General features: G+C 69.3%; 11 protein-coding genes. 6 read left to right on the top strand and 5 right to left on the bottom strand.

The window, feature by feature from the left end:
* Nucleotides 1-200 precede the first annotated feature (200 nt).
* Both ACV22Z_RS17490 and gluQRS read left to right on the top strand, forming a co-directional pair.
* Nucleotides 201-1,055 carry a sulfurtransferase gene (locus tag ACV22Z_RS17490; protein WP_448077538.1) on the top strand — a complete coding sequence of 285 codons (855 nt, stop codon included), beginning with the start codon at nt 201-203 and terminating at the stop codon, nt 1,053-1,055.
* Between the two features lie 19 nt (nt 1,056-1,074).
* On the top strand, nt 1,075-1,968 hold the full coding sequence (gluQRS, locus tag ACV22Z_RS17485; protein ID WP_448077537.1) for a tRNA glutamyl-Q(34) synthetase GluQRS: 894 nt from the start codon (nt 1,075-1,077) through the stop codon (nt 1,966-1,968).
* Nucleotides 1,969-2,248: 280 nt separating this feature from the next.
* Here the strand turns inward: gluQRS and ACV22Z_RS17480 are convergent, their stop codons facing one another.
* The 4 genes from ACV22Z_RS17480 to purT form a co-directional block, all read right to left on the bottom strand.
* Nucleotides 2,249-3,742, bottom strand: coding sequence for a DEAD/DEAH box helicase (locus ACV22Z_RS17480; RefSeq protein WP_448077536.1), 1,494 nt, complete (start codon nt 3,740-3,742; stop codon nt 2,249-2,251).
* A gap of 377 nt (nt 3,743-4,119) precedes the next feature.
* Nucleotides 4,120-4,500 carry an MliC family protein gene (locus tag ACV22Z_RS17475; protein WP_448077535.1) on the bottom strand — a complete coding sequence of 127 codons (381 nt, stop codon included), beginning with the start codon at nt 4,498-4,500 and terminating at the stop codon, nt 4,120-4,122.
* 104 nt (nt 4,501-4,604) lie between these two features.
* Nucleotides 4,605-4,796, bottom strand: coding sequence for a DUF6726 family protein (locus ACV22Z_RS17470; protein ID WP_448077534.1), 192 nt, complete (start codon nt 4,794-4,796; stop codon nt 4,605-4,607).
* A 17-nt stretch (nt 4,797-4,813) separates the two neighbouring features.
* On the bottom strand, nt 4,814-6,028 hold the full coding sequence (purT, locus tag ACV22Z_RS17465) for a formate-dependent phosphoribosylglycinamide formyltransferase (protein ID WP_448077533.1): 1,215 nt from the start codon (nt 6,026-6,028) through the stop codon (nt 4,814-4,816).
* Nucleotides 6,029-6,257: 229 nt separating this feature from the next.
* On the opposite strand from purT, the gene ACV22Z_RS17460 reads away from it, so the two are divergent.
* Both ACV22Z_RS17460 and ACV22Z_RS17455 read left to right on the top strand, forming a co-directional pair.
* A complete protein-coding gene (locus ACV22Z_RS17460; RefSeq protein WP_448077532.1) occupies nt 6,258-6,803 on the top strand; it encodes an META domain-containing protein in 546 nt (181 codons plus the stop codon).
* 173 nt (nt 6,804-6,976) lie between these two features.
* A complete protein-coding gene (locus ACV22Z_RS17455; RefSeq protein ID WP_448077531.1) occupies nt 6,977-12,127 on the top strand; it encodes a DNA translocase FtsK in 5,151 nt (1,716 codons plus the stop codon).
* Nucleotides 12,128-12,296: 169 nt separating this feature from the next.
* Here the strand turns inward: ACV22Z_RS17455 and ACV22Z_RS17450 are convergent, their stop codons facing one another.
* Nucleotides 12,297-13,472, bottom strand: coding sequence for a lactonase family protein (locus tag ACV22Z_RS17450; protein WP_448077530.1), 1,176 nt, complete (start codon nt 13,470-13,472; stop codon nt 12,297-12,299).
* Nucleotides 13,473-13,718: 246 nt separating this feature from the next.
* Here ACV22Z_RS17450 and ACV22Z_RS17445 point away from each other — a divergent pair, with 246 nt between their 5' ends.
* Both ACV22Z_RS17445 and ACV22Z_RS17440 read left to right on the top strand, forming a co-directional pair.
* Nucleotides 13,719-15,548, top strand: a complete 1,830-nt coding sequence (locus ACV22Z_RS17445; protein ID WP_448077529.1) for a glycoside hydrolase family 15 protein — start codon at nt 13,719-13,721, stop codon at nt 15,546-15,548.
* A 211-nt stretch (nt 15,549-15,759) separates the two neighbouring features.
* On the top strand, nt 15,760-17,235 hold the full coding sequence (locus tag ACV22Z_RS17440) for a polyhydroxyalkanoate depolymerase (protein WP_448077528.1): 1,476 nt from the start codon (nt 15,760-15,762) through the stop codon (nt 17,233-17,235).
* Nucleotides 17,236-17,248 lie beyond the last annotated feature (13 nt).

The raw sequence follows: 17,248 nt of genomic DNA, 5'->3' as shown, positions 1-17,248 counted from the left end.
TCCCCGCGCTGGCCATGCGGCCGAGTGCGCGACCACGCGCCGCGCCGCTGGCCGGACGGCCAGATGCCGGATCGCGCTCGGTTTGCGGGATAATACGCGTTTTCGACTTATCCGCTTGCTAATCCGCCCGGTTCGCACCCCTATTTCGCGAGCCCCGTGCGATCATTGCACGGCCGCGGCCGCTTTCAGTTCCGACCATCATGAGTATCGTCAATCTCGCCGCCTATCACTTCGTATCGCTCGACGCGACCGAACAATGGCGCCCCCTCGTCACCGCCCGTTGCAACGAACTCGGCCTGCGCGGCACGATCCTGCTCGCGCCGGAAGGCATCAACCTGTTCATCGCCGGCACGCGCGATGGGGCCGATGCATTCATCGACTACATCCGCCACGATCCGCTGTTCGAAGGCAAGTTCGCGACGCTGCAGTTCAAGGAAAGCCTGTCCGACTCGCAGCCGTTCCGCCGCATGCTCGTGCGCCTGAAGCGCGAAATCATCACGATGAAGAAGCCGGCGATCAAGCCGGAACTCGGCCGCGCGCCGTTCGTCGATGCGCACACGCTGAAGGCCTGGCTCGACCGCGGCCACGACGACGCGGGCCGCCCGGTCGTGATGCTCGACACGCGCAACGCGTTCGAGGTCGACGTCGGCACGTTCGACAACGCGCTCGACTACCGGATCGCCAAGTTCAGCGAATTCCCGGGCGTCATCGAAGCGAACCGCGCGGACCTCGAAGGCAAGACGGTCGTGTCGTTCTGCACGGGCGGCATCCGCTGCGAGAAGGCGGCGATCCACATGAAGGACGTCGGCATCGACAACGTGTACCAGCTCGAAGGCGGGATCCTCAAGTACTTCGAGGAAGTCGGCGGCGCGCATTATCACGGCGACTGTTTCGTGTTCGACTATCGCACCGCGCTGAACCCGCAGCTCGAGCCCACCGAGAACGTCACCTGCTTCGCGTGCCGCGCGGTCGTCACGCCCGAGGCGCAGCAATCGCCGAGCTACGTGCGCGGCCAGTCCTGCCCGGCCTGCGCGAACGCTGCGGGCACCGCCTGAGCGAGCGCCGCGGATTCCGATGAACGGCTATCGCGGCCGCTTCGCGCCGTCGCCGACCGGCCCGCTGCACTTCGGCTCGCTCGTCGGCGCACTCGCGAGCTGGCTCGATGCACGCGCGCACGGCGGTGTCTGGCTCGTGCGCATCGAGGACATCGACGGGCCGCGCACGGTGCCCGGCGCGGCCGACGACATCCTCGCGACGCTCGCGCACTTCGGCATGACGCCGGACGAGCCGCCCGTTTGGCAGAGCGCGCGCGAAACGGCATACGCGGCTGCGCTCGAACGGCTGATGGCGACGGGGCTCGTCTATCCGTGCGGCTGCACGCGCAAGGAGATCGCCGATTCGCTGCGCGCCGCGCACGAACGCCATACGACGCTCGCGTATCCGGGCACCTGCCGGTCGGGCCTGCACGGCAAGCCCGCGCGCGCGTGGCGACTGCGGGTGCCGGACGGCAATGCGGCGATCGTCACGTTCGACGATCGCTGGCAACACACGCAATCGCAGAATCTCGCCACCGAGGTCGGCGACTTCGTGCTGAAGCGTGCCGACGGCCTGTGGGCGTACCAGCTCGCGGTCGTCGTCGACGACGCCGATGCTGGCATCACGCACGTCGTGCGCGGCGCCGACCTGCTCGATTCGACCGCCCGCCAGATCTACCTGCAGCGCTGCCTCGGCGTGCCGACGCCGTCGTATCTGCACGTGCCCGTCGTCCTCGACGCGAATGGCGAAAAGCTCAGCAAGCAGACCGGCGCGATCGCGCTCGAACGCGACGATCCGCTGCCGGCGCTGAAGGCTGCGGCCGCGCATCTGGGGCTTGCGTCGGACGGCGAGTTGCCCGGTACGACGCTGGCGTCGTTCTACGGGGCCGCGACGGCCGCGTGGGCTCGGCGCTTCGGGCCGCGGGCCGGCTAGAGGCCATCGGGTGCCGCGTCCGGCCATCGACGCGGGGAAGCGCCGGCGATGACGGCTACGCGCAATATGGGCCGCTGTGGCATCCCGTTCGCTCGTTCGCTCGTTCGCTCGTTCGCCCCTCTCCCCTCGCCCGCCGGATCACTACGCAACACCAATGTCGCCCCGACCAGACGCCACGAACATGCCGCCTCTGTCCGCTCCTCTTCACCAATAAAAAAACGGGCGCATGCTCGTCGCATGCACCCGTTTCCTCGATACGCGCGCGTCTCGCGCCGACCGATTACGCCGACGGCTTGCGCGGCATCCCGAACCCGCCGAGCAGCGCGGCGACCTGCCGCTTCGGCCCTTTCTTCTCCGGCTGCGCAGACTTCACTTCTTCCGGCTGCTTCGCCGGCGCCGACGGCTCGTACGGCTTCAGGAAGAAGTCGTCGATCGGCGCCTCGTGGCGGCGGTGGTGGTACCCGCCGCGCTCCGCGCCTGCCGAGCGGCGGCCCGACGCGCCGCGATGCTCGTCGCGTTCGCGGCGGCTGCCCCGCTCGCCACCGCGCTCCCCGCCCCGCTCGCCGCCTCGTTCGCCACCGCGCTCGTCGTGGCGATGCCGCGCCGGCTTGTCGAGCGCGAGCGTCTGCATCTCGAGCGGACGCTTGATCAGCTTCTCGATGTCGGCGAGCTGCTTGCGCTCGTTCGGGCTGCACAGCGACAGCGCATCGCCCGTCGCGCCCGCGCGGCCCGTGCGGCCGATCCGGTGCACGTAGTCTTCGGCGTTGAACGGCAGGTCGAAGTTGATCACGGCCGGCAGCTCGGCGATGTCGAGGCCGCGCGCGGCCACGTCGGTCGCGACGAGCGCCTCGACTTCGCCGCGCTTGAACGCGTCGAGCGCCTGCATCCGCTCGAGCTGCGACTTGTCGCCGTGGATCGCCGACGCGACCACGCCGTCGCGTTCGAGCTGACGCGCGAGCCGGCTCGCGCCGATCTTGCTGTTGCAGAACACGATCACCTGCTTGAGCCCGCGGCCGCGGATCAGCTGCACGACAGCCGCCTGCTTGTCGCCCTCGGCGACGTCGTAGACGATCTGCGTGACGTTCGCGTTCGTCGAATTGCTGCGCGCGACCTCGATCGTCTGCGGATTGCGCAGGTAGGTCGACGCGAGTTTCTTGATTTCCGGCGAGAACGTCGCCGAGAACAGCAGCGTCTGGCGCTCCTTCGGCAGCAGGTTCAGGATCCGCTGCAGGTCCGGCAGGAAGCCCATGTCGAGCATCCGGTCGGCCTCGTCGAGCACGAGCATCTGCACCTGCCCGAGGTTCGCGGTCTTCTGCTGCACGTGGTCGAGCAGGCGGCCCGGCGTCGCGATCAGGATCTCGACGCCGCGGCGCAGCTCGGCCATCTGCGGATTCATGTCGACGCCGCCGAACACGACCGCGCTGCGCAGCGGCGTGTGCTTCCCGTACGCATGCACGTTCGCGGCGACCTGGTCGGCGAGTTCGCGGGTCGGCGTGAGAATCAGCGCGCGCACCGGATGGCGGGCGGGCGACGCGCTCGTATTGGCCTGCGGCAGCAGGCGCTGGAGGATCGGCAGCGAGAAGCTCGCGGTCTTGCCGGTGCCCGTTTGCGCGGCGCCCATGACATCACGGCCGGCGAGCACGACGGGAATCGCCTGCGCCTGGATCGGCGTTGGCGTCGTGTAGCCCTGCTCCGCAATGGCTTTCAGGATGTCGGCGGCAAGGCCGAATTGATCGAAGGTTGCGTCGACTGGCTTGGCGACAGAATCGGACATGGTGGCGTTTCGCTCAAAAGGCGCGGCGGGGACATCACGCGTCAGGCCGGCCCGGCGGGCCTGCGCGAATCACATTTCGGAAGTAGACGGAGCCGCGGCGCGCCGCGCGGCGCCGCTCTGGCGCTTGGGACCGGTTCGATGCGAACCCTGGAACCAGGCCGTGCGGACTCCGTTCGGCGCGAATGCCGGCGGAAAGGGCCGTATTGTAGCACTGCGCAGCGATCTGTCCGTGACAGCCTCGCCGACGCGACGCGCAGACGCCGCTGCCCGGTTCCGGCGGACGGCACCGCAGCCGGTCCGGTGGCCGACTCCAGCTCGCTGCGCACGGGCGCCGGCCCGCCCCGCCGGCACACGACATCGGGGACGCCGGGCGGCGATCAGCCCTTCTTCTTTTTCTTCTCGACCTGCACGCAGTCGGACAACAGCGGCGGCGCCTTCTGGTCGGCGATTTCGTCGCGCAGCGTCGCTTCCTTGCCCTTCGTCCACCACGTATAGCGGCCGGCCTGGTAGCGCACGCCGGACGCCGACACGGTGTCGACGAACAGCAGGCGCTGGCCGTTGACCGGCACGAGCGCGAAGCTCTGGCCGTTGCCCGCGAGCCAGTACGACACGCGCACCGGCTGCGCCTGGTTCGCGCACTGGTAGACGGCCGTCTGGCGCGCGTCCGCGTCGATTTCCTCGACGGTCAGCTGCGCGGCATGCGCGACGGATACGGACAGGCCGGCCAGTGCAAGCGCGGCGAGGGTTTGACGAATCATGCAGGTCCTCTCACGAGACGTGGTGTGAACGCGCGCCCGCCCGGGCGCGCCGGTTATTGTTGTCAGTGGGTTGTCAGGGGGCTGTCAGGCGTTGTCAGCGGCGATCAGGGATCGATGACATCCGCGCAGGCATCGGTCGGCGCGGCGGCGACGTGGCCGACGACCGGCACGATCTTCAGCCCGGCCGACGCGATCCGGCACGGCGCGGCGGCCAGGCCGCAGCCCGAAACGCTCGCGGCGAGCGCCAGCGCAGCGCCGAGGCGCGCGACGCGTCGCAGAAAGCAGGTGGTCGGCATCGCACGCCCTCCCGTCTTCAGCGGCCCGATACGGGCTTGACGGCCGCGGCCGCGCGCTTCGCGCGTGCGCGGGCTTCGTCGACATCGGCGCCGGTCGCGAGCGCAACGCCCATGCGCCGCTTCGCGAAGCTTTCCGGCTTGCCGAACAGGCGCAGGTCGGCGCCCGGCACCGCCAGCGCGTCGCGCACGCCTTCGAACGCGATGCCGCGCTCGTCGAGCCCGCCGTAGATCACCGCCGATGCAGCGGGCGAACCAAGCGTCGGATCGACCGGCAGGCCGAGAATCGCGCGCGCATGCAGCTCGAACTCCGGCTGGCGCTGCGACGCGAGCGTGACGAGGCCCGTGTCGTGCGGCCGCGGGCTCACTTCGGAGAACCAGACCTCGTCGCCGCGCACGAACAGCTCGACGCCGAACAGCCCGCGCCCGCCGAGCGCCTCGGTCACCTTGTGCGCGATCTCGCGCGAACGCGCGAGCGCCGTCGCGGACATCGGCTGCGGCTGCCACGACTCGACGTAGTCGCCCGCGACCTGCACGTGGCCGACCGGCTCGCAGAAATAGGTGCGCGTGTCGCCCGTCGCCGGATCGATCGCGCGGACCGTGAGCTGCGTGATCTCGTAGTCGAAATCCACGAAGCCCTCGACGATCACGCGACCGTGATTCACGCGCCCGCCCGCCATCGCGTACTGCCACGCGGGCTCGATGTCGGCGTCGCTGCGCACGACCGACTGCCCCTTGCCCGACGACGACATCACCGGCTTCACGACGCACGGCATGCCGATCGTCGCGACGGCCGCGCGAAACGCGTCGAACGATTCCGCGAACGCGTAAGGCGACGTCGGCAGGCCGAGCTCCTCGGCGGCGAGCCGGCGGATGCCTTCGCGGTTCATCGTGAGCTGGGTCGCGCGTGCGGTCGGGATCACCTCGGCGATGCCCGCCGCCTCGATTGCCGCGAGCGCGTCGGTCGCTATGGCCTCGATCTCGGGGACGATCAGGTGCGGACGCTCGGTCTCGACGAGCGCGCGCAGCGCGGCCGCGTCGGTCATGTCGATCACGTGCGCGCGGTGCGCGACCTGATGCCCCGGCGCGTCCGGATAGCGGTCGACCGCGATCACCTCGACGCCGAGGCGCTGCAACGCAATGATGACTTCCTTGCCGAGTTCGCCGGCGCCGAGCAGCATGACGCGCGTGGCCGAGGGCGAAAGCGGCGTACCGAGCCGCTGACCGATCTGCATGTGATGATTTCCCGCTTCAGGTTGGAGGTCGAAAACGACTGCGATGTTAACACGCGCTTCGGTGTCGGTCCGGCCGGTTTCGTGCCGTACTCACGCCGCTCTCGTGCCGCGCTCGCGCGTCGCGCCGGCGGGCCGCGAACGAATTCGCGCGCGGATGGTCGCCTCGCCTGACGCAAGGTGAGTGCGTTACTCTTACGCCTTGTTCAGAACATGATGAGGAACGAGGCTCATGCCCCACCCGACCGCAGCCGCACGCACGCGCACCCGCCTGTTTCGCCCGCTGCGCGCGCCGCTCGGCGCATTGACGCTCGCCACGCTTCTCGCCGCCTGCTCGATGCCGACTCATCCCGACGCCGCCGCCGCCGCCCCCGATCCGTTCAACCCCGCTGCCGTGCAGCTGCTCGACGACACGAGCTGGGAACTCACGAGCTGGCAGAACGCCGACGGTACGCCACGCACGATCCCGCACGGCGACAACGGCGAACCGATCAAGCTTGCGCTGTCGACCGAATCAGGCATTCGCCGTGCGTCCGGGTACTCCGGCTGCAACCGCTACATGGGCACCTACGACGTCAAGAACGGCGTGCTGAGCTTCGGCCCGCTCGCCGGCACGCGGATGGCCTGCACCGGCACGCCCGGCGGCCAGCTCGAGCAGGCGTATCTCGACGCGCTCGCGCACATCGCGAAGGCCGGCGTGCAGATGCGCGCGCCGCAGCAGCTGCAGATCGTCACCGCCGACGGCGCGACGCTGACCTTCACGCGCCGCGGCCCGTAACACGGTTCGCACGGGGACGATACGCGCGCGGGACGGTGCGCCGACCGCATCCCGCCGCACGTTGCCCGCGGGCGCGCCTGCTTTGCAGCGCGATGCCTTAGAGTCTTCTTCGTCGGCCGGTTAAACTCGGCGGGTCGCGCGTCGCGCTCCCCGCCCCATTCCTGTTTCAAAGCATGCACACGGTTGTTCTCGGCTGGTTCGGCGTCTCCGCCGTCTGGTTCATCCTTCTCATCTGGCGCGTCGCGCAAGCACTGCTGCCCGGCGGCGGCGGGCTCGCCGGCCGCGGCTCGATCCGGCTGTGGCTCGGGTTCGCGAGCGTGTTCGTCGCGAGCTCCACGCTGACGAGCGCGCTGTCCGGGCCCGACACCAATCTGCTCGGCCATGCGTTCGCGGCCGGCTTCGAACGCGTGCTCGGCCACATCGGCACGCCGCTCGCGATGGTCGTGCTGTTCTTCGCAGGCCTGCCGTGGCTGACCGGCATCGGCTGGCAGCGTGTCGCCACGTGGCTCGACACGTCGTTCGGGGTCAGCCTTGCGCGCGGCGACGATGAAGACACCCGCAGCGTCGCCGACCTGCCGCGCAACGCGCTGCATCGCGACGACGAGCGGCGCGTGCGCCGCGCGGGCGACGTGCAGCCGACCACCGCACACACCGTCAATTCGATGGCGCCACGCCAGAACGGCCGGTTTGCGCGACCGACGCTGTGGAAACCCGATCAGCAGGCGCCTGCGAAGTCGCGCGCACCGGCCGCGCCCCGGCCGCTCGCCGAACCGGTCGCGCCCGCAGGCTGGCTGAAGCCGAACGCGGCGAACCGGCCCGTCCCCACCGCGGGCAGCACGAGCGCCGTGGCGGCCGCCAACGCCGCAGCGGGCGCGGCGCGCGCCGCGGCAAGCCTGGCGCCCCCGCGCCCCGACCCGGCCCCGATCGCGTTCGAACCGGCTCGCGCGCGGCCGCAGCCGGCGACGTCGGCGGCGCGTCCGGCGGTGGCCGCGCTCAAGCAACCGGCCGTACCGCGCGCGACTGTCACGCCTCGCTCGGCCGGCCCGGCGCCGGCACGGCCGGTGACGCGTCCGGCTGCCGGGACGGCGCCGAGCGCGTTGCCGCCCGCGGAACCGCGGCGCCGGCCGGCCGTCACGCCCGCGCGCGCGCCGTTGTACGCGTGGGCGGAGAAACCTTCCGCCCCGATCGCGCCGGCACCGAGCGTCCACGAAACGCTGCGCTCGATCGAGGCCAGCACCGCGCAATGGACGGCACTCGCCGGTACTGCTGCCGCCGCCGAAGCCGCGCACGCAGCCGTGCCGTTCGCCGGCGCGGCTGCCGTTCCGGCTGGTACGGCAACGTCGATGCAGCCTGCTGCATCGGCCGGGGCAGTTTCCGTTCCGCCACGCACGGATGCGCGTGATGCGCGCATCGCAGCCGATGACGATACGGCACCCGCGCAAGACGACGCGCCGATTTCCTTGCCAGCGTTCGCGCCGGCCGATGCCGGCCCTCTGCTGACGGACGACTGGCTTCGCGCGCAAGCTGTCGCGCCGGCTGGCGCCGTGACCGAAGCCGTGGCTTCGACCACGGCTTTCGACGATACGCACAATACGCACAATACGCATGATGAGCACGATGGGCACGACGCCGATGCGCATGCCTCCGTCGTGACGCCCTCGCCCGCGTTGGAACACGGGCAGGACGTCGACGCGCGTGCGGCGCTCGATTCGCCGTTCGCGTCGCATGTCGACGTACCGGTGGATCTCGCGCCGTGGGAAGACATCGCCCGCACACCGGATGCCGCGCTTGACACAAGGGTCACCGTCACGCCGCCGACCATTCCGCTCGCAGGAACCGCAACGTCGCCTGCCACGGAACGCGGCGCATCGCCGTTTGACGCAGCATCGAGCGAGCCCGCGATGCCGAAGGCGAACGAGGCGGCCAAGGCCGATCACTTCGGCGTCACGACCGACAGCGCTTCGTCGCCGCGCGACGCCGGGGCGCGACCGTCGATGGTTGCCGCCGGCCCCGATAAGCCGGTATCGGCCAGCACGACCGACAGCCAGCGCACAGTTGCGTCGACTCCGGTCGAAACGAAGCCGGCTGCCCCGGTGGCAAATGACATCACCCCGGAATACGCGGTCATCGGCGCACCGTCGCTCGCAACCTCGAGCGTCCGTACAGACGCATCCGCTGCAACGCCGGCCGCTGCGAACGCTGCCGCGGCAAGCACCGAAGCAATCGCGAGCGTCCCTGCAGCCGCCCACGCTTCGACGGCGAATACGACCAGCGACGAGGCACTGCCCGCAACCGCTGCACCGACCGCGCCGATTGCCGCAACTGCGGCAACTGCGCCAACTGCGCCAACTGCGCCAACTGCGCCAACTGCAAGCGAAGACGGCATGGCATCCGCCGTCAAGACCGTGCAGATGCCGGCCGCCGGAGCGGCGGCAGTTGCACCCGCTGCCGTTACTGCTTCGACGCTGTCGACACCGGTCGCGACGCAGCCTCTGCCTGCGAACCCAGCCAGCGCGACGCGTGCGGTGCCGCCAGCATCGCAATCTGCGCAGCAGCCCGCGTCCGCGCCGTCACCGACCGTCGCAACCGCAGCGTCAACGCCCGCCGAATTCAAGTTCGCGACACCGGGCGTAGCGCCGCGGGTTCCCGCCGCAGGCGCGCCGGCGCAACCGCTCGGCACGGTTGTCGCGAACGCACCGACGCCCGCTGCCAGCCTCACGCAGACGCCTGCTCGAACGGCGACCACCTCGCCCTCGCCTGCTGTCGCGTCAGTCACCTCGACACCTTCCGCAACGCTGTCGCCGGCACCATCCACGCTGTCGTCGAGCAGCCTCCGCTCAATGCCCGACGGCGCAACTGTCGCTGCGGCGCCTGCCGCAATCGCCGGCACGTCAGCACCTGCGACGCAGACCACGGCAACCGCGACAACCGCTGTCCCGGCCGCATCGGCGACGCCGGCCTCCTTCATCGGTGGGGCAACGCTTGCCGCATCGACCGTCAGCACTGCCGCGCCGGCGGCTTCAGCGACACCGGCTGCCGCAGCTCCCGGAGCAACGACGCCCGTCGCAACGACCTCGACAATCGCCAATTCCGCGATGCCGACCGCCATGGCTTCCGCGACGACCACACCTGTCACATCGGCAGCTGCGACCTCTGCTGCCGCATATTCCCCGACGCCGGTTACGCCAGCCGTCGGCGCAACAACGCCCGGTGCGACGACTGCAGCCATCGCGATCCCTGCGACGCCGAGCACGGCGGCTTCGACGGTAACTGCACCTGCCGCAACGACCTCGGCAATCGCTGCGCCCGCCATTCCCGCCCGGCCGACGCTCGGAGCACCGGGTACGACCGCCCCCGCAACGCCGACCGTCGTCATCGCTGCTCAAGCTGCGCCCGCAACGCCGATTCCCGCAGTGCCCGGCGCGACGACCGCTGCGACGCCGGCTGCGACCACGATCGCTCAAGCGGTTCCTGCCGCCACGCCGGCTGCCGCCATTCCCGGCGCGGCGTTGCCAGCCGCGCCGTCCATGATCGCCGCTACCGCGGTGTCACCCACGGCGCCCGTGACTGCCATACCTGACGTGACGGCACCGCCTGCACCAGCCTTCGTCGCGGCCGTTCCGGCTATCCCCGCGGCACCCGCGGCCGCCATACCTGGCGTGACGGCACCGCCTGCACCGGCCCACGTCGCGGCCGTTCCGGCCCTCCCCGCGGCACCCGCGGCCGCCCTCCCCGGCACCATGACCCAGACGCTGCCGGCCCCGGCCACACCCGACGCCCACGAGGAAGTTCCGGCTCGTCAGCCGCGTCCGAACGCGTTCGAATTCCACGCACCGGCATCGTTCAGCATCGAGCTGCCGACGCTCGACCTGCTCGAGCCGGCGTCCGACGACATCGAGACGATCAGCGAAGAGCACCTCGCGCAGACCGGCCAGGTGATCGAGCAGCGTCTTCAGGAATTCAAGGTGCCGGTGACGGTCGTCGGCGCGTCCGCCGGCCCGGTGATCACGCGCTTCGAGATCGAGCCCGCGCTCGGCGTGCGCGGCAGCCAGATCGTCGGCCTGATGAAGGACCTGTCGCGCGGCCTCGGCCTCACGTCGATCCGCGTCGTCGAGACGATCCCCGGCAAGACCTGCATGGGGCTCGAGCTGCCGAACGCGAAGCGGCAGATGATCCGCCTGTCGGAGATCCTCGAGTCGCGCCAGTACCAGCACTCGGCGTCGCAGCTCACGCTCGCGATGGGCAAGGACATCACCGGCCACCCGATCGTCACCGATCTCGCGAAGGCGCCGCACATGCTCGTCGCCGGCACGACCGGCTCGGGCAAGTCGGTCGCGATCAACGCGATGATCCTGTCGCTGCTGTACAAGGCGGCGCCCGAGGACGTGCGGCTCATCATGATCGACCCGAAGATGCTCGAGCTGTCGGTCTACGAAGGCATTCCGCACCTGCTCGCACCGGTCGTCACCGACATGAAGCTCGCCGCGAACGCACTCAACTGGTGCGTCGGCGAGATGGAAAAGCGCTACCGGCTGATGTCGGCCGTCGGCGTGCGCAATCTCGCGGGCTTCAACCAGAAGATCCGCGACGCCGAGGCGAAGGAAAAGAAGATCGGCAACCCGTTCTCGCTGACGCCCGACGATCCCGAACCGCTGTCGACGCTGCCGCTGATCGTCGTCGTGATCGACGAGCTCGCCGACCTGATGATGGTCGCCGGCAAGAAGATCGAGGAACTGATCGCCCGTCTCGCGCAGAAGGCGCGCGCGGCCGGCATCCACCTGATCCTCGCGACGCAGCGCCCGTCGGTCGACGTGATCACGGGCCTCATCAAGGCGAACATCCCGACGCGGGTCGCGTTCCAGGTGTCGTCGAAGATCGATTCGCGCACGATCCTCGACCAGATGGGCGCGGAGTCGCTGCTCGGCCAGGGCGACATGCTGTTCCTGCCGCCGGGCACCGGCTATCCGCAGCGCGTGCACGGCGCGTTCGTCGCCGACGAGGAAGTGCACCGGATCGTCGAATACCTGAAGCAGTTCGGCGAGCCGCAGTACGAGGAAGGGATTCTCGACGGCCCGGCATCCGAAGGCGCATCGCAGGACCTGTTCGGCGACGCGCCGGACGCCGAAGCGGATCCGCTGTACGACGAGGCGGTCGCCTTCGTCGTGCGCACGCGCCGCGCGTCGATCTCGTCGGTGCAGCGTCAGTTGCGCATCGGCTACAACCGCGCGGCCCGTCTCGTCGAGCAGATGGAGGCGGCCGGGCTCGTGTCGCCGATGGGCATCAACGGCAGCCGCGAGGTGCTGGTGCCGCCCGCCGCCGATTGAGTGTCGCCGTCGGGGCGCAATCGGCCATCCACCGCACCGCCGCCCTGCGCAAACACGAAGGGCGCTGCCGAGGTGAACTGCACCCCAAAGGTTGGATCAAGGCCCAACTTTGCGGGGGCAGTTCAGAGGCAGCGCCCTTCTCGCGTTTACCGCACGGGAATCCGCCCGATTACAACGCCGGAACCAGCTTGAAATCGACCGGCTTGCCGAGCGCGACCTTCTGCGGGTTCGCGTCGAGCTGGCCGGTCTCGACGTCGCGCCGGAACACGTAGAACGTATCGCTGTCCTGGTTGCCGACGATCAGCCACCTGCCGGTCGGATCGATCAGGAACTCGCGCGGCGTCTTGCCGAGGCTCGACTGCCGGCCGATGACCTTCAGGCGGCCGTCGGCCTGGTTCACCGCATAGATCACGATCTCGTTCGCGTCGCCGCGATTGCTCGCATAGAGGAACCGGCCGTCCGGCGACAGATGGATCGCCGCGCCGCCGACCTTGCCCTTGAAGCCCGGCGCGGCCATCGGCACCGTTTCGACCGGCGTCAGCTTGCCGTCGTGGTAGCCGAACACTTCGACCGACGCATTCAGCTCGCTCGTCACATACGCATAACGGCCGTTCGCGCTGAACACCATGTGACGCGGGCCCGAACCGGCCTTCACCGGCGTGTAGCGCGTGTCGGTCGGGCTGATCAGGCCGCGGCTGCCGTCGACCGTGTAGCGATAGCCGAAGATCTTGTCCGCGCCGAGATCCTGCACGAACAGGTAACGGCCGTCCGGCGAAAACACCGTCGAATGCACATGTGCGCCGTCCTGGCGGCCCTTCACGGGCCCGGTGCCTTCGTGGTGCACGGACAGCACGGACTTGCCGACTGCGCCGTCGGCGCCCAGCGGAAACACCGCGAAGCTGCCGCCGGGGTTCGACGCGACCGAGTAGTTCGCGGTCACGAGATACTTGCCGTCCGGCGACAGGCTCAGATAACAAGGATCGTTCCCCTCCGACGACACGCGATCGATGAACGTCAGCGCCCCGGTCTTCGCGTCGAACCGGAATGCGCTGACGCCGCCACGCTGTTCCGCCGGACCGTTGTCGCCGGGCAACTCGTTGACTGAGTACACGGTGCGGCCGTCGCGGCTCGGCAACAGGTATGACGGATTGACCGTCTTCGCCGACGATACGGGCGCGACGCTGCCCGTCTTCGTATCGAAGCGGTACACGTAGATCCCGTCGCTGCCGCCGTCGGTATAGGTGCCGACGAGCAGGTTGTAGACGCCGTCGGCCGGAGCCTGCGCAGATTGTTGCGCAAATGCATGCGTCGCAGATAACGAGAGCACGATCGCGAAACCTTTCATCCAGTGAGCGAGCCTAAGCGGAAACCCTCGGGTCGAAGCGCGCGCGTCACGTGCTTGGTCACGTGAGCGTAAACGGTTGGGCATTGAATCCTCCTTGCATCGAGCCGCTTCAAGTGTTGAGATGTGACGAAACGCCGGCCGTTTGCGCGTTCCGCCGCCCGGCCGAGTATACGAGCCGCCGTGCCCGGGCGTGAAGCCCGGGGCACCGCCGTCCGCAATGTGAACTCGCAACCAGGATTGCCGCCCATGCCCGCCCTGATCGAAGACTACGCCCTCGTCGGCGACGGCCACACGGCCGCGCTGATCGCAAAAGACGGCTCCGTCGACTGGCTGTGCTGGCCCCGCTTCGATTCGGGCGCCTGCTTCGCGGCGCTCGTCGGCACGCCCGAGCACGGCCGCTGGCTGCTCGCGCCGGCCGCCGATGCCGCGATCACGCACACGACGCGCCGCTATCGCGGCGACACGCTGATACTCGAAACCGATTACGAGAGCGCCGACGGCGCCGTCACCGTGGTCGACTTCATGCCGCCCGGCAACGGCTGGTCCGAACTCGTGCGAATCGTCGTCGGCCGGCACGGCACGATGAAGATGCGCATGGAGCTGGTGTTGCGCTTCGACTACGGTTTCTCGATTCCGTGGGTCACGCAGCTGTCACGCGAGGACGGAATGAAAGCGATCGCGGGGCCCGACACCGTCGTGCTGCGCACGCCCGTGCCGCTCACCGGCAAGAACCTGCACACGCTCGCCGAATTCACCGTGAGCGCCGACGAGCGCGTGCCGTTCTCGCTCGGCTACGCGCCGTCGCACCTGCGGCTGCCGCCCGCGCGCGACCCGCTGTCGATGCTTGCGCGCACCGAGAACTACTGGCTCGAATGGTCGGGGCGCTGCCAGGTGCAGGGCCGCTACGAGGCCGCGGTGCGCCGCTCGCTGATCACGCTGAAGGCGCTCGCGTACGAGCCGACGGGCGGCATCGTCGCGGCGCCCACCACCTCGCTGCCCGAGAAGATCGGCGGCAACCGCAACTGGGACTACCGCTACTGCTGGCTGCGCGACGCGACGATCACGCTGCTCGCGCTGATGCGCGGCGGCCACTACGACGAGGCCCGCGCCTGGCGCACCTGGCTCGGCCGCGTGATGGCCGGCTCGCCCGAGCAGATCCAGATCATGTACGGCATCGCCGGCGAGCGCCGGCTGCCGGAAATGGAGCTCGACTGGCTGCCCGGGTATCAGGATTCGAAGCCGGTGCGGATCGGCAACGGCGCCGCGAACCAGCTGCAGCTCGACGTGTTCGGCGAAGTGATGGCGGCGCTGCACCTCGCGCGGGTGGGCGGCCTGCAGGCCGACGACACGGTGTGGTCGGTGCAGTGCACGCTGCTCGACCATCTCGAGAAGATCTGGCAGGAGCCCGACGAAGGGATCTGGGAAACGCGCGGCGGCCGCCGCCATTTCACGTTCTCGAAGGTGATGGCGTGGGTCGCGTTCGATCGCGCGATCAAGTCTGCGGAAATGTTCCGCCTGCCCGGCGCGCTCGAGCGCTGGCGCGCGTTGCGCGAGAAGATCCACGCGGACGTCTGCGCGAACGCGTGGCATGACGGCAAGCAGGCGTTCGCGCAGAGCTACGGCAGCGACGAGCTCGACGCGAGTGTGCTGCTGATGCCGCTGCTCGGCTTCCTGCCGCCGGACGATCCGCGCGTCGCCGGCACGGTCGCCGCGGTCGAGCGCGAATTGCTGCACGACGGCCTCGTGCTGCGCTACCGTACGCACGAATACGACGACGGCCTGCCGCCCGGTGAAGGCACGTTCCTTGCGTGCAGCTTCTGGCTCGTCGACAGCTACGCGCTGCTCGGCCGGATCGACGAAGCGCACCGGCTGTTCTGCCGGCTGCTGTCGCTGTCGAACGACCTCGGGCTGCTCGCCGAAGAGTACGACCCGGTCGAAGGGCGCCTCGTCGGCAACTTCCCGCAGGCGTTCTCGCACGTTGCGCTCGTGCACACCGCGATGAACCTGATGCACCACGAGGAAGCGATGGCGCGCGCAGTCGGCCAGCCGGTGCCGGCCGTCGCCACCGGGCGTTGAAAACGGGCGCGAAGGCATCGTCAGAGAACGTCAAATCGCAAAATTTTGATGAAAAATCCGGGAAATGTTGCATTGCACCACGCATCGTTGTCCGATATGATCGACGGCGATTGACTGGCTGCAATGCAACATGGCCGGTCGCCGACCCACACGGCACGCCGCGACGCCCCACGCCGCCTTCGCGCACCGTCCCCCAGCGGGAGTAGTCTGCATGCTTTACCAACTGCACGAATTCCAGCGGGCGATGCTGAGCCCGCTCACGGCCTGGGCCCAGGCCGCCTCGAAGTCGTTCGCGAACCCGTCCAGCCCGTTCTCGCTGGTTCCGGGCGCCACACGGATGGCTGCTGCGTACGAGCTGCTGTACCGGCTCGGCAAGGATTACGAGAAGCCCGAGTTCAACATTCACCAGATCGTCAAGGATGGCCACAACATCCCGATCGTCGAGCAGACGATCGTCGAGAAGCCGTTCTGCCGGCTGCTGCGCTTCAAGCGCTACTCGGACGACGCCGACGCGGTCACCCAGCTGAAGGACGAACCGGTCGTGCTGGTCTGCGCGCCGCTGTCGGGCCACCACTCGACGCTGCTGCGCGACACCGTGCGCACGCTGCTGCAGGACCACAAGGTCTACATCACCGACTGGATCGACGCGCGGATGGTGCCGGTCGAGACCGGCCCGTTCCACCTGCATGACTACGTCGCGTACATCCAGGAATTCATCCGCCACATCGGCGCGCGCAACCTGCACGTGATTTCGGTCTGCCAGCCGACGGTGCCCGTGCTCGCGGCGATCTCGCTGATGGCGAGCCGCGGCGAGGACACGCCGCTCACGATGACGATGATGGGCGGCCCGATCGATGCGCGCCGCAGCCCGACGTCGGTGAACTCGCTCGCGACGCAGCATTCGATCTCGTGGTTCGAAAACAACGTGATCCACACGGTGCCCGCGAACTATCCGGGCGAAGGCCGCCAGGTATATCCGGGCTTCCTGCAGCACACGGGCTTCGTCGCGATGAATCCGGAGCGTCACGCGCAATCGCACTGGGACTTCTACCAGAGCCTGCTGCGCGGCGACGAAGACGACGCGGAAGCGCACCGCAACTTCTACGACGAATACAACGCGGTGCTCGACATGGCCTCGGAGTATTACCTCGAGACGATCCGCATCGTGTTCCAGGAATTCCGGCTGGCCGAAGGCACGTGGGAGATCGGCGGCGAACTCGTGCGCCCGCAGGACATCCACCGCACCGCGCTGATGACGATCGAAGGCGAGCTCGACGACATCTCCGGCAGCGGTCAGACGCACGTCGCGCACGAGCTGTGCACGGGCATCCCGCAGGATCACCGCCGCAGCCTGACCGCGGAGAAGTGCGGCCACTACGGGATCTTCTCGGGCCGCCGCTGGCGCACGATCATCTACCCGCAACTGCGCGACTTCATCCGCGAGCATGCACCGGAGCCGAAGCGCGGCGACGCGAAGGATCATCCGGACGCCCCCGCAGCGAAGGCGGCGCTCGCCGCCGTGCCGGCCCCGAGCACGCCGTCCGAACCGGCCAAGGCAGCCGCCGCGAAGCGTGTCCGTGCGAATGCGTCCGACGCCGCGCCCGCTCCCGCGAAAACCGCCGCCGCGAAACGTGGCAGCGGCAGCGGCACGCGTGCAAAGCCGGTCCGCACCCGCAAGGCCGCGTAGCAAGGCCGCGCAT

It is taken from the genome of Burkholderia sp. PU8-34 (assembly GCF_053427725.1).
Note: the sequence above shows the minus strand (reverse complement) of the source record. Positions and strands in the feature narration are given on the sequence as shown.